11 protein-coding genes are annotated in these 13,539 nt (G+C 55.3%); 3 read left to right on the top strand and 8 right to left on the bottom strand.

What is annotated here, in order from left to right; translation table 11 throughout:
* Positions 1–5 precede the first annotated feature (5 nt).
* From pstS to SH410x_RS11350, 3 genes are all read right to left on the bottom strand, one after another.
* Positions 6–1,067, bottom strand: coding sequence for a phosphate ABC transporter substrate-binding protein PstS (gene pstS, locus SH410x_RS11340; protein WP_473676606.1), 1,062 nt, complete (start codon positions 1,065–1,067; stop codon positions 6–8).
* 295 nt (positions 1,068–1,362) lie between these two features.
* Positions 1,363–2,052, bottom strand: coding sequence for a class I SAM-dependent methyltransferase (locus SH410x_RS11345; protein ID WP_473677300.1), 690 nt, complete (start codon positions 2,050–2,052; stop codon positions 1,363–1,365).
* A gap of 59 nt (positions 2,053–2,111) precedes the next feature.
* Positions 2,112–3,344: a BtaA family protein gene (locus SH410x_RS11350; RefSeq protein WP_473676608.1), complete on the bottom strand. Its 1,233-nt coding sequence runs from the start codon at positions 3,342–3,344 to the stop codon at positions 2,112–2,114.
* Positions 3,345–3,957: 613 nt separating this feature from the next.
* Here SH410x_RS11350 and SH410x_RS11355 point away from each other — a divergent pair.
* Complete coding sequence (locus tag SH410x_RS11355; RefSeq protein ID WP_473676609.1) at positions 3,958–5,220, top strand: M16 family metallopeptidase; 1,263 nt, start codon at positions 3,958–3,960, stop codon at positions 5,218–5,220.
* Positions 5,221–5,352: 132 nt separating this feature from the next.
* On the opposite strand, the gene SH410x_RS11360 is transcribed toward SH410x_RS11355, so the two are convergent.
* Both SH410x_RS11360 and SH410x_RS11365 read right to left on the bottom strand, forming a co-directional pair.
* Positions 5,353–5,478 (bottom strand): hypothetical protein, encoded by a 126-nt coding sequence (locus SH410x_RS11360; RefSeq protein WP_473676610.1) that lies wholly within the window; start codon positions 5,476–5,478, stop codon positions 5,353–5,355.
* Between the two features lie 109 nt (positions 5,479–5,587).
* Positions 5,588–5,767 carry a hypothetical protein gene (locus SH410x_RS11365; RefSeq protein WP_473676611.1) on the bottom strand — a complete coding sequence of 60 codons (180 nt, stop codon included), beginning with the start codon at positions 5,765–5,767 and terminating at the stop codon, positions 5,588–5,590.
* A 277-nt stretch (positions 5,768–6,044) separates the two neighbouring features.
* Between SH410x_RS11365 and SH410x_RS11370 the strand changes: the two genes are divergently transcribed.
* The gene (locus SH410x_RS11370; protein WP_473676612.1) at positions 6,045–8,000 is read left to right on the top strand and encodes a PstS family phosphate ABC transporter substrate-binding protein; all 1,956 of its coding nucleotides are present in this window, start codon (positions 6,045–6,047) and stop codon (positions 7,998–8,000) included.
* Between the two features lie 65 nt (positions 8,001–8,065).
* A complete protein-coding gene (gene ppk2 / locus SH410x_RS11375) occupies positions 8,066–8,971 on the top strand; it encodes a polyphosphate kinase 2 (protein WP_473676613.1) in 906 nt (301 codons plus the stop codon).
* Between the two features lie 336 nt (positions 8,972–9,307).
* Here ppk2 and SH410x_RS11380 read toward each other — a convergent pair whose 3' ends face one another.
* The 3 genes from SH410x_RS11380 to SH410x_RS11390 form a co-directional block, all read right to left on the bottom strand.
* A complete protein-coding gene (locus tag SH410x_RS11380) occupies positions 9,308–10,924 on the bottom strand; it encodes a transposase (RefSeq protein WP_473669183.1) in 1,617 nt (538 codons plus the stop codon).
* 335 nt (positions 10,925–11,259) lie between these two features.
* A complete protein-coding gene (locus SH410x_RS11385; protein WP_473676614.1) occupies positions 11,260–11,973 on the bottom strand; it encodes a hypothetical protein in 714 nt (237 codons plus the stop codon).
* Between the two features lie 384 nt (positions 11,974–12,357).
* Positions 12,358–13,431, bottom strand: a complete 1,074-nt coding sequence (locus tag SH410x_RS11390; protein ID WP_473676615.1) for a DUF1559 family PulG-like putative transporter — start codon at positions 13,429–13,431, stop codon at positions 12,358–12,360.
* Positions 13,432–13,539 lie beyond the last annotated feature (108 nt).

A 13,539-nucleotide genomic window follows, 5' to 3' on the forward strand; every position in this document is an offset into this window, starting at 1 on the left:
TCGCGTTATTGAATCGAATCGAGTTTGGCTTGCACGGCCTCGACGACGTTGGGCGGCAACGCCACGTAGCCCATTTCACCGCTCGCCTCTTGCCCTGTCGTCAAACACCAGCGGACGAGGTCTTTGATCGCGTCCGCTTTCTCCGCGTCCTCGTACTTTTGATAACACAACAACCATGTGTAACTGACAATCGGATAGGCCTGATCACCCGATGGATCGGGCAGCCAAGCACGCATGTCCTCTGGCATCGTTACCGCAGCGAGGGCCGCCTTTGCGTTCTCCAGCGTTGGCGCGATCATGTTTCCCGCTTGGTTCTCTAGCTCCGCCATCGGCAGCTTTGCCTGGGCAGCGAATCCATACTCGATGTAGCCGATCGCTCCTGGAGTCTGCATGATCGTCGCGGTGACACCGTCATTCTTGGGAGCGGCGATGAACTTGTCACTCTCGGGCCAACTGACGCTTTTTCCTGTTCCTGGTCCATCGGCGAATTCTTTGCTGATGGCCGACAGGTGGTTTGTGAAAACAAACGTCGTTCCACTGCTGTCCGCTCGCACAACAACGGTCACGGGAAGGTCCGGTAGCGAGACCCCTTCGTTCGTCTTCGCGATCGCAGGATCATTCCAGGTGGCGATTTCCCCCATGAAGATCTTCGTGTAGGCGTCACGGGACAATTTGATCGGTTGGTCTACACTCGGCAGATTGTAGGCAAGCACAACACTACCTGCCGTCATCGGTAGCAACACCACGCCCGCATCAACCTGCGAGATCTCCTCATCGTTCATCGCCGCGTCGCTCGCCGCAAAATCGACGGTATGCTCAATAAAGTCTTTGATACCGCCGCCACTGCCTTTGGCTTGATAGTCCACTCTCAAACCGTCTGTTTTCGAACTATATTCTTTGAACCAACGACCGTATAGCGGCGCAGGAAAGCTTGCTCCCGACCCCTGTAACTTGACCGTGGAATCACTACTCGATGAATCAGAGGTGTTCGATGATTGCGACGAACTGCATCCGATGCCCAAGGGCAGAGCGAGCAGAAGAGTGAGTGTCAACGCAGATTTGAGCACGAAATGCCTCTTGGGGGAGGTGCCTGGTTGGGGCGGAGGAAGTAGTAGTCATACTTCTAGTCGGGACCTGCCGATTGCAGAACCTCTCTTAACACAAAATTAACAGCATCGAGCCTCGACGGGACGTTTTACGAGGGAAATCGCATTTTGCTCTGACTTTCGAGAGCCCGGGAAACCCACTTAGGAATGAGCGGAAAATTACTGTCTGATATTGTGGCCGAACGCTCCGCGGTCGATCATTCCGACCGCGGAGCGTTCGGCCACTTATTTTCCGCTTGTTCCTTAACGGAACCATTCACAATGGTTTGCGTCCGATGAATGTGTAGTACGGCGCTCGTAGCAATGGCAGATACGGCACCTTACCGCTGGCTTGCTCGACGTGCTGTGGAACAAATCGGCGCGTCAACATCGCTAGATGGTCGCCACTCAAAAACACGCTATCGAAGGCAAACCAGTGCGTCCAAAAGGTCCGCCGCAACCAGTTGTCTTGTCGCAGGTTATGGGACGCGAACTTTCTCGATACCGTGAAGTCGACCACAGCGATTATCCCCCCCGGTTTTAGCAACCGCTCAGCGGTGGAAATTGCCTCGAACCAATCGGGGATCATCGTTAGCGAGTACGAAAACGAGACAACATCTACACTCTCAGGCGGGAGGTCAAAAACCGTTGCGTCACACAGATGGATGCTTGCTTGACTGATCCCATGTTCGGCCATCCGCTGCTCGGCGACACCGAGGAGCGATGGAGCCAGGTCAACGAGATGAATGCTTTTCAAGCGAGACACCGCATCCCCAGCCACGATCACGTTCTTGCCCGTCCCTGCTCCCATGTCGACCCAGACACCGCCATCGGGAAACTCAAGGTTGCCAAAGAGTTGGTCACGTCCATGTAGCAATCGTGAGCGAAACGAATCGTAGTCCTTCGCCTGACCACGATAGAAGCTCTCCAGTCGCGCCGCGTGTGTGTTGCCCCGGGCTGGATGCATCAGCAGATGCCAGAGCACCCTCAGATCTCCACCGATGCTTCCTGCGAATGACGTGATACTCACGCCGCCACTCCCTTCGAGTCCGCACAAGCGGCATTTTTATGCAGGTCTGTGATGTAAAAGCTGCCGTAAGTGTGGACCCGGTCGCGCTGATGCAATCGTTCAGCTAGCTCTGTGTGATAGTGAAGAAGATCCCGCAGGGCGACAGACGCTCCGCCCGTTTGAATTTTCAGCGGATCAACAAAGTCCACGTTGAGTGCTGCACTTCGCCAAAGGATGCGAGTATTGCTAGCCGAGCGATCGACAATGCGTTGCCATTCGGCAGCTAAACTCGCCGGGTATCGATCATAGAGCCAGTCCATGTGATCGAGCAAAACGAATCGCGAGATTTTACATTCACACTGGTCCAAGAATCCTTCTACCGTCATGGAGTACGTTGAAATGCAGTCGGCAAGTCCATTCTTGAGGCGAAGGAAGTTTTCCTGTTTGAGGTATTCGGGACAACACGAACTCGAGTATTGCCCTGTCAAATACACGCGCCAGAAGTAGTTGTCCCGAAGCGATATGCTTTTGAACACATTCTCGATTCGGTCTTGAATGAAACGCGAGATGCCGCCGGTGTAGCCGTTTTGAATCTGGTCACGCTGACTACGTGGTACACCGAGCATCGCCATGGTTGCTTCGCGACGCAGTGCCCATCGCAATGGTTTCTTCCATAGCAGTTCGCGCACACGCCTCGAAATGAAGATCTCTTTCTGATGGTCGATCGACGGTGCCTCCATCATCTCCATCACGGCTTCCCGGAGCCCCGGCGTGCGGCTCATGTAGGCATTGACCATCCATGCGAACAGTCCGGAGGTGCCACGGAAATAGAAACTGCTGCGCCGATGGCTCGCATCGAAGAAATCGAGGCGTTTGTCCCAAACCGTTTGATACGCTGGAGAGAGTTGGTCTCGGACGGCATCGAAATACATCGATCGCCACTGAGGATTGCGACCATCCCCAAACACCGAAAAGAACTCATCGAATGATAAAGCACGGATCGCGGCAAGCTTTAGTTCTAACAACGCGTTTTGCAATGGATTCATGTCCACAGCGAACACATTCCGGGGGCCGTCCAGGGCGTAGTCCAACGCATTGCAACCAGCCGACGTAATGACGAGCACATTGTCGGTATCGCCTAGATTGAGGGCCTGGCGGTCGAGTCGTGGGTCTTCCCAGCATGTGTTGTAGACGAGGTTGCGCTGATGGACAGCCGAGAAACACTTCTGTCCGATCCATTGAGTTACCATCCAATTTCCAATTCAAATTGAGGGAGTCAAACAGGTATCAAATGAGGCAGCGAATTCACTCGGTCCATCATCCATCGATGTGTCCAACCATTCATATTTAGGCAGGCGTCCTAGGAAGCCGAGCTCCCCTTGGGAATCCACCGCGGCCTTGTTTCAAAAGGAATTCGAGCAGGTCATCGTGGGTTACGAGCAATCGCCAGCCACGGAACGTCTCAAAAAGAAATTCGTTGGCGATCTGGATTTGGGAGAATTCTCGCGGCAACGACAGCCGAAATATTAGATCTCGCGGCAATGTTCGGGCTGGCCGAATCTCGATTTCATCCACGCCGTTGATCCTGCGGTCAGGGAGACAAGCAGTTGGCTTCTCGACTGAACGGAACTGTAACAGGCGATGATGTGGATTCAGTTAACAGAACTGTTGGGTTTGATGAATTCGAGCAGTGTTTAGAGCTCACCGAGAGACTGCTGTATTCGTATCGGATTGTGGAATATCCGCTCCGGTGGTCAACTCGCCAATCATCGCCCCGCCGGCCGATGAAGCTGAGTCGATTCGTGCCTTGACAGCACGTCCACCGCCACTCTCACTCTATCCCCATGAGTCTCCGTTGCCACTATGATTGACTTTGAACTGATCACGGGACCGGATGGTGTTCCGATCTATTACCAACGACTTCCCGTCAACACGGTCTCGTTGAACTGGCTGATGTTCGTCGGCAGCGCTGATGATGAGCAGGGGGGCGGGCATGGAGTCTATCACTGGTTTGAGCACATTCCCTCGCGTGGAACACGGAAGTTCCCCGGTGGTTACCGCGATACCGAAGCAAGATTGGTGCGGCATGGAGGCGACAGTGATGCTGAAACCGGGTCCACGCATACTGCGTTTAGTGCCAGTGTTCCCAAACGGGTCTGGCCGGATGCGTTGGAAGTGCTCGCCGACATGGTCGGCCAACCACTGTTACGGCTGGAAGATATCGAAGCCGAGCGTGAGGTGATCCTGCAGGAGATCGGCGAATGGCATTCCGATCCCTACCATCACTCGCTGTGCCTTTTGCCCGGCATACTCTGGCCCAACCATCCGCTCGGACATGACCAGCTCGGTACGGCCAAGCAGTTAAAGGCCATCGACGCCAATCAACTGCGGCATGCCCACGTCTCGGGGTACTCTCGAAATCGATCCGCCTTGTTTGTCGCCGGAGACATTGAGCGGACACAGTTGCTCGACGTGGTGGCGCGCTGTCTCGAACAGATGCCCGATCGACCTCTTTCCCAACGGCGACGCCCGGCGAGCTATGGGCCGCTTCCAACGTGGCAGGCGGGCAAAGTGACCACCATCGACACCACCTACGCTGACACGGTCGTCTATCTGCTGTTTCCAATTGGGCCGCAGAGCGATGGCATTGCCACGCGTCTGGAGTGGGATTTTCTCGAAGATGTTTTTTCAGCCGGAGATTTGGGGTCTCCCCTGAATCGACTCGTTCGCGAGGACGAGCGACTCGCCTATTCACCCGAATTCATCAGCACGACCTATCCTGATGGTGGATACGCCGGCTTGGTAACGCAAACCAGTGCGGAGCCCGAACGGGTGCTGGACGCTTTTTGGCGTTTGATCCAAAGTCCCGAACTGCGTTCACGGACGTGGCTTGACTACGTGCGAGACACGATCCGTGGCAGCATCGAGATGCACGACCCACACGCCTGCGAATACACCGATGAAGGCAGTTCCTCGCTGATCCACTATGGAGAGTGTATCGCGGACGCCGATTTTGCCGCGACCATGCTGGGCTATCAAGATCGCCAAGTAGGCGAATGGCTGGACTCGCTGCAGCCGAGCGATTCCCACGCGATTGTCTTTCGCGGCCAGGGTGAGGAGGAATGAGTGCTTCGAAACGGATCGACCTCCGTCTCGGGCAGCCTGTGGAAGGCGACTGCGCACGAAAAAAGGGCTGGCGAAATCAACGATTCGCCAACCCTTTGAGCCAGAATCAATCAGGCTTTCGCGGAGGAAGAACTATTTCTTCTTGCCCTTCTTACCTTTTTTGCCCTTGCCCTTCTTGCCCTTGGACTTCTTGCCCTTCAGGTCTTTGGCTTTCTTGCCCTTCTTCGTTTTGTTCTTCTTGCCTTTTTTACCAGCCATGTCACTTCTCCTACAATGGTTTGCCGAAAGCGGATGCTAACGACCTCGTTTCCGCCGGCGGGAACGCCCCTCCGACGATGCTACTCAAGTTCAGCGATCGATCCTCACATCAAGAATCCTCCGAGAGCTGACGGCGTGCCTCTTTGACGAGAACTCGCCTCGCCCAATTACTCAGCGAGCGTTCCTCGTTGCCGGAAGCCGCTTCTAGCAACGCGAGCTCCTTCTCAGAAACACGCAGGTTGATTCGTTCGGTGAGTTTCTTTTCGCTTTTGGATTTTTCTTTTGCCATCGTCTGACCTTTCGTCGCAGTTCGAAAGATATCATACGGCGTATGACAAAGTGTGTCAATGCCATCCCTTGGCAATCTTGGATATCGTTTGGCAATGCGCCGTTGCTCGCATCAGCGAAATCAGGCGGCCGTCATGTCCCTTCGTCACCCGCCCATCTTACGGCATGAAGATGCGATGAAGATTCTCTGCTTGGCCCTCAATTCGAGTTCTCAGGACGTTGTTGCTCGATAAGCTGTTCCACATCTCGTGTATTTCAGCCCCCCCGATCCAACGCACATGAACGAATCCTTCGCCATCATCGGCTTCATGCTCGCCGCCTATTCCATCGTCGCCAACGATGCGATTCAGACGCTCGGCACGTTTTTGAGCTCCAATGCGAAACGTCCTTGGTGGACGTTGTGGGCGTTCGCGTGCACCGTCTTATTGATCGTGCTTGTGTACGGCTGGATCGCGAACGATGGCGATGCCTCTTTCGGGCGACTCGCAAAGTTCCCTCAGCCAGCCGGCGGAATCACCTGGCTGCACATCATCCCGCCGATCATCATTTTGTGCTTGACACGATTTGGCATCCCCGTCAGTACGACATTCTTGGTGTTGGCGGTGTTTGCGCCCGGCAACATGACGGCGATGTTGACCAAATCTCTGTTGGGATACATGGTTTCGTTTTTCGTTGCGATTGGCGTCTACGTCGTCATCTCCAAGACATTCGAAAAGAACGTCCGCAGCTCTGGCGACCAATCCGCACGCAAATTCTGGTATCCACTCCAGTGGATTTCCACGGCATTCTTGTGGAGCCAGTGGTTAATGCACGATATGGCGAACATCTTCGTCTATCTGCCGCGCAGGCTGAACGTGCCGTACTTCTTCTTCGCTGCCATCGTGATGCTGGCATTGCACGCAATTATCTTTTCACGACGTGGGGGTGAGATCCAGGAGATCGTCACCAGCAAGACCAACACCAGTGACATTCGTTCGGCAACGGTGGTTGATTTTATCTACGGCATTATTTTGGTGATCTTTAAGGAGTACAGCAACATGCCGATGAGCACGACCTGGGTATTCCTCGGGTTACTGGCCGGTCGTGAGACGGCGATCTCCCTGCAGCTAAAGTCGCCCCCATTTAGGAAGACGACTGGCATTATCTTTCGCGATGCTGGCAAAGCATCCGTTGGACTGGCCGTTAGTGCTTTACTGGCCTTTGGACTCCCTGTGCTCGCCCGCACCATCGATGGAACAGCCGTCGCATCCTCGGGGTCGGAGACAGCCACTGCTCCGGCAGCGGAAACCTTGAGTGAACTTCCCAACTACGAGCCTGTTGAAGTGCCGCGGGGTAACCTGCGTCTGGCCGGTTCCGACACGCTCCGCCCCGTTGCGCAGGCGTGGCTCGACGAGTTCTCGAAGTTCACCCCCACTGTGAAAATGAGCCTTCAATCGAAAGGCTCGGCAACGGCGTTTACGGCCCTCGTCGACGGGACCGCTGAAATTGGACTGCTCAGCCGCCCGCCGACGCGTCAAGAGATTGACGTTTTTCGCACACGATATCAGGCCGCGCCCATTGTCGTTCGAATCGGTTTGGATGCGTTGGCGGTTTACGTGCATCGTGACAATCCCATTCGTGGCATGACGCTCGATCAACTCGCCTCAATCTTCGGCAAACAGAAATCGAATCGCGAGTTGACCTGGGAGGAATTCGTCATGCCCCCGTTCCCCAATTTGCCGATCGAAGTCCACGGGCGAAACGAGCTGTCAGGAACGCGGCAGCTCTTTGCCGAAGTCGTGATCAACGGCGGAGAGTTTCGCCGTGATATCCATTCTCATGGGGACTCGCTCGAGGTCGTCGATGCGGTGGGGCAATCGGTTGCCGCAATCGGCTACGCAGGACTGAATTTCACTGATGAATCCGTCCGCACGATCGCAATTGCCCGTAACGAGGAGGACGCCTATCACCAGTATTTCAGTGAAGGAACGCCTCGCGATCCATTGCTTGCGAGATACTATGAACCCGTCTACTCGGGACGCTATCCACTGGCCCGCTACCTGTACGCGGTTGTTATCAAACCTGAGGGGAAACCAATGAGTCCGGCCACCGCCGCCTTTCTTCGTTACGCCATTTCAAAACAAGGGCAAACAGCCGTTGTTAACGCCGGCCTGGTCCCACTGGACAAGTCATTGCACGATCAGCAAGCATTGATGTTAGCACCTGACTATCAGCCCGGTTTACTCACCTTCTGAACGCCCGCGATCTAGCCAACCCCAAGGGCATTCGTTGCCTTCAAAACGACCTGGGAAATATAGTCATGAACGAACAGGACCTATTGCGAATCCGTGAAGAAATCCTTGATTCCATCGACGAGGAATTCGAGGCGGAACTTGAGGATGCAATGTCGGATCATCATCGAGCTTCAACTGCAGCGACCAGTGGCGATCACAGCCTGAGTCGTCGGGATTACTTTCGGAATCTTCTGCAGTTGCAACAAGAGTTGATCAAATTGCAAGGCTGGGTCGTCGAGACGGGGGCCAAGGTGGCTGTCATCTTCGAGGGCCGAGACGCGGCGGGAAAGGGGGGCGCGATCAAACGAATCACGCAGCGATTGAATCCCCGCGTATGCCGGGTCGTCGCGTTGACAGCACCTTCGGAGCGAGAAAAGACGCAGTGGTATTTTCAACGCTACGTGCCCCATCTGCCCGCTGCGGGAGAAATCGTTTTGTTTGATCGCAGTTGGTACAACCGAGCCGGTGTCGAACGCGTGATGGGGTTCTGTACCAACGACGAGTACGACGCGTTCTATCGTGACGTGCCCAACTTCGAGAAAATGATCGTCGACTCGGGAGTCCATCTGATCAAGTATTGGTTTTCTATCTCGGACGAGGAGCAGCAATTTCGATTCCAATGTCGGATCAGCGATCCTCTCAAGCAGTGGAAGCTCAGCCCCATGGATCTCGAGTCACGGCGTCGTTGGGAGCAATACACCGAAGCGAAAGAGGTCATGCTGGCGAAATCCAATTCGCCGTACTCCCGATGGTGGATCGTCGAAGCCGACAACAAGAAGCGAGCTCGGTTGAATTGCATTCGGCACCTCCTGGAGCAAATTCCTTACCAGGAGACTCAAAACACAGCGGTTGAAATGCCACCGCGAGAGCGTTCAGACGACTATGAACGCAATCCGCTACCCGACGAAATGTTTGTCGAGTCAGTCTTCTAAACGACCGCGAATGAATCACCCGAGTAGTTGCGTTCGCCAGAACGTGGACTCCACCGTCTGGCGACGCTACCGACATTTGATTCGACGTGTTTTATTGTCTCGCTGTCGCTAAGCAACGCGTGATCAATAACTGGCGTAGTGGATCTTGTTAAAGATCCATCCAGAACAGGATCTTTAACAGACGGAACCGACATTAGGTGGCTTTGCTGCGGGCGACTTTTTTTGGTGGTGCAAAATTTTTTAGCCGGGGCCTCTCTGGAGGCCCTGGTTTGACTGTCGAGGAGTCGCAGGCTCTACATGAACCGTCGTCCTAGTCGCCTATTGCCCCTGTTCCCCCTAGTTAATGGCCAATTGGAGCGAATTCTTTCTCTGGCGGCGCATTGCCACCGCTCGAAGCAGATTCCAACCGGCCAGCTTCAGTAGGATCGAAAGCTTCACCGCATTGTGGCCGCGAACGCGGAGCCGACCCAAGCCCATCATTCGCTTGAGGCAACCGTTGGTCCCTTCGATACCCGACCGCCAACGGTAGCGATCGCGGAACTCGTCGCTCTGCTCGTGGCGACGACGCGCGTCGGCTCGAACCGCACTGCCGGTAAATTGAATGCGGCCGGTCGGCTGCGCGGTGTCCCGATTGCGTTGAACGCGGCAGTGTGCAAGCAGCGGACAGTGCTGGCACTTCTCGGGATCCATCTGTGCGAAAGTGTAGTCGCCTTTGGCGTTGTAGTTGGTCGACTCGGGAGCGTGACCAGCCGGGCAAGACTCCAGTTCACCGGCGCAGTTGAGCTTGAATTGGTCGTAGCCGATTTCATCAGCATCGTACTTCTTCGAGCCTGGCACCGGAGCGACCAATTCGACGCCTTCTTGCTTAGCCGACTCGACGTTGGCGTCGCCACCGTAAGCGGTATCAGCCAGCAGTTCGTCTGGCATGGCGTCCCGCTTTTTCAAGTCCTCCAACACCGGCGAGACCGCATCGGCGTCGTTGTCCGCAGCGGTTTCGACTTTGGCCGAAGTAATCAAGTTCGGCTCGCCGTCTTCGTTGAACGTCTCGGCGATTTGAACCTGGTATCCGGCTCCTTTGTGACCGCTGTAGGTCGCGTCGGGATCCGACGGATTGACGATCACATGGCCGCCGGTTTTCTTGCGAACTTCGACGAATTCTTCCCGAAGTTCGCACTGCTGGTTAAAGATCGTTTGCAGTTGTTTGAAGGAGTCCCAGTCGCAGATCGGTTTGGTTTCGGTTAATTCATTGAGGATTAAGCAGAGGTCTTCGGCGGCTTGCTGCAACGCAATTTTCCGCTGTTCGGTAGTGCGTGCGTCGCCAAAGATTCGGCTGTCGGATTGCTTGCGGTAGCGGGCCAAAAGCTCGTCGTCAAATCGGTCGATCAGCCTAGCCGAACCAGACTGAGCGTCGTGCTTTTCGACTTTCTTGAAGAACCGCCGCAGGGCCACGCCGATCATTTGGGCGCGTCCCAGGGTGGCCATGTCGCTGAGCACATGGGTGGAATCGAGACGCTGTTTTTTGACTTTGACTTCCATGCTTTGCAGCAGGGTGTCGGTAACGCCTGCGAAGATCTCCTCACTGATCTTCTCGTTGCTTTGCATTCGAGCGATGTAGCGTTCAATGGTTCGCTGAGTGACTTCGGTGCTTGGCTCCAGGTTCAGTGCGTACTGGATGTCGGTTCGGAACAGCAGTGCTTCGTGGGCCTGGGGGACAGTCCAACCTTGAAAGTCACGGATCCAAAGGAGCGCGATGATCGCGTGCAACTCAAAGGTTGGTCGTCCTTGATCGTCACTGAGATGCTCACCGACGAGGCCGATGGGCATCTGCTCCAAGAGCACGTCGCGAAGGAGGCCCTGCCATCCGTTGTCAATCATCTTTCGCCCCATGGGGCCGATGACGCCCTCGAACGGGTCGAAAAGTCTTTGCTGCGTAGGTAGTTCGATGGTTTTCACTGACTAACCGACCACTCGAAGAAAAAAGCTAAATCCAGACAGCAAAAGGTAACGCATCTCGCCCATGAAAGAAGCTGGTAGTATGAGACTTTTGTCGGGCGCGTCTTAACAAGATCCACTACGGTAAACCCGTCACTTATTGTGCCTGGTATCCTAAGGAACGAGCGGGAAATTACTGTCTGAAATGGTGGTCGAACGCTCCGCGGTCGATGATTCCGACCGCGGAGCGTTCGGCCACTTATTTCCCGTTCGTTCCGAAACGGTGGATCGCAAATCAACGATTCCATCGTGAACCGAGTGCCGGTTGGCAGCGCCAACCCGGCCGCCCACCCGTCTCACTGGGCGGCCGCGAGATCCAGTAACGCCGCTCGCAGGGCCTGGCTATCCAAACCGATTCCTGTGGGGCCGTCCGCAGCGGTATCGCCGCGGAGATGGATGCCCGCGATCGCCCCAGAATCGAACAGCAGCGGCGCTCCCTCGGTCGCTCGAAAGGAAATCCTGGGGTTCTCAAACGTGTAGTTGATGGCGCCCGAGGGTTCGACTCCCGTCACCTTCACGGCGTGGCATTTTTGACTGGCCGAAGCACCTGCAAAAAGCGCCGTCGCCATCCAAAGCCGTTGGCCGACGCGGACCGATTCTGTTGAAAATCTCAGTGCGTTGCCCTTGAACTTCGGGCCTGGCTCGAACGCGATGATATCGAGATCGAGCCACTTCTGTTGTCCGGAATCAGCGTCCACAGGAATGAGCGGTCGACCGACTTCTTTGATGGCATCGGTAGCACCGAATGCATCACCGACGAAGGTCGCCTTGATGGCTGATTTCCATTGGCTCGGTTGGATATCCCGGGCCAGCCCGGTGGCGGTTCCGAGCAGGTGAGCCGCCGTGACGAGATAGGGATGGTCGTCGCTGTAAGGCAGCGCCAGGAATGCCGTGCCGACCGTGTTTCCTGAAGACACGTCGCCTGCGTCGGTGTCGAAGAACGGGCGCCAAACCGAGTACTCGGGGACATCCGGCGAACCCTCGATCCGGGCGGGTTGGTGAATGATCATCTTCGATCGATCTATCGATGACGCTGAGTCACAGCCGGAAATACCAAGACTGGGTACCAATGATAGTGCAACGAGAACAAGGTGCTGTTTTGGACGTGTGGGCATTGCGAGATTCATTTTCAAGTTGATTTGATATCCACCATGTGGATGCAAACAACGCCACCTCCTCAGGAAGTGGCGTCGAAACAGGTTGATGCTCTGATTTCGAGCCAAGCTACAAGCTCGATTCCTCGTCCCTTACTTTTTCGTCATGCTTTTGACTTTCCGCTTCCATAGCAGCATCAATCGGTGGTGGGGGAGGTGGGCCACCGCAGCCGAACTGCATACTGCATCCAAGGACAACTAAAAACAGTAAAGACTTATACTTCGATTGCACACAACACATTATAGTTTTCCTTCGTCGATCACTTCGCCATCATTGATGAGACACAGTTGTTTCCAGACCGTCGCATCCACTGAAAAGGAATAGAATCGGACGGAGCCGTCGCAGAATCCGGCGTTGAGCCCGCCCATGTGGGCAGCACCAAAATAGCGATTCCAGTTTGTCGAGCCGCCTTCCTCAGGTGCGTAGGTCTGTTGGTCGGCGCGTGGTGGAAAGTGCCAACGGACGACGCACTCATCCCAGCCGGCGTTATTCCATCGTTCGTTATCGCCACCATCGACACCATGTTGGCTGGGGTGAAGAGACTTTTCGGAGAACAGCAGCGACATCGATGTGCCGTCGGTAATGTCTGCGAGGGTCCGCTTGTCTCCCAGACCGGGCCAGATGATGGCGCCGCCGCGTTGCCGGGCTAAGCCACCATTGGGAGCGGTACGTGTCCCTTCGGCTGGAGCGCCGAGGGGAGCCTCGGGGATGAAATCGATCACCGAGTCAGGCCGACCGTGATAGAACCCGGCGCTGCCCGCATAGTCAGTCCGACCATAGAATGCGCTGCCATATCCTTTGGCCGAACGACGGGAGGGGCAATAGAAGCTCGACACGAGCTGTTGTGCGACAACGTTCTCGTTGCCATTTCCCGATTGATTCGGCCAGAACGGCGGATCATCGCGACCGAGTTCGTAGACGTTGTTGCCTTCCATGAACGGGAGGATCTTGTATTGAGCACTCCATCCCCGACGTGTCGATGCGCGGCAGCACATGTTGTCTTTGGGGTTGCCCGCAGTGGTAGGTGCTTCGCTTGGATACTCGACGGCACTGAGGTCACCATCGATGGGGCCTTCGGGAAGTTTCTGGTGCGCACTTTCGAAGTTAAGTGATGCCAGCCCCATCTGTTTCAGTTTATTGGAACATTGCATGCGGCGTGCTGCTTCACGGGCGGACTGTACGGCGGGCAATAATAGCCCGACCAAGACGCCTATGATCGCGATCACCACGAGTAGTTCCACCAATGTGAACGCACGTTGGCGGCTCAACTTTCTGTTCCCAGGCGAATACGCGCCCCTAATCGTTGTCGTCATCGATTCTCCTCTGTAAATCGTAAAAGACTGAAGTGCACGTGGCTGGATATTCTCCAAACATCGTGTCGAGCGATTCAACAATGCATCGCTCGATGCGGTGATTCGAGC

It is taken from the genome of Rhodopirellula sp. SH410, from assembly GCF_055811895.1.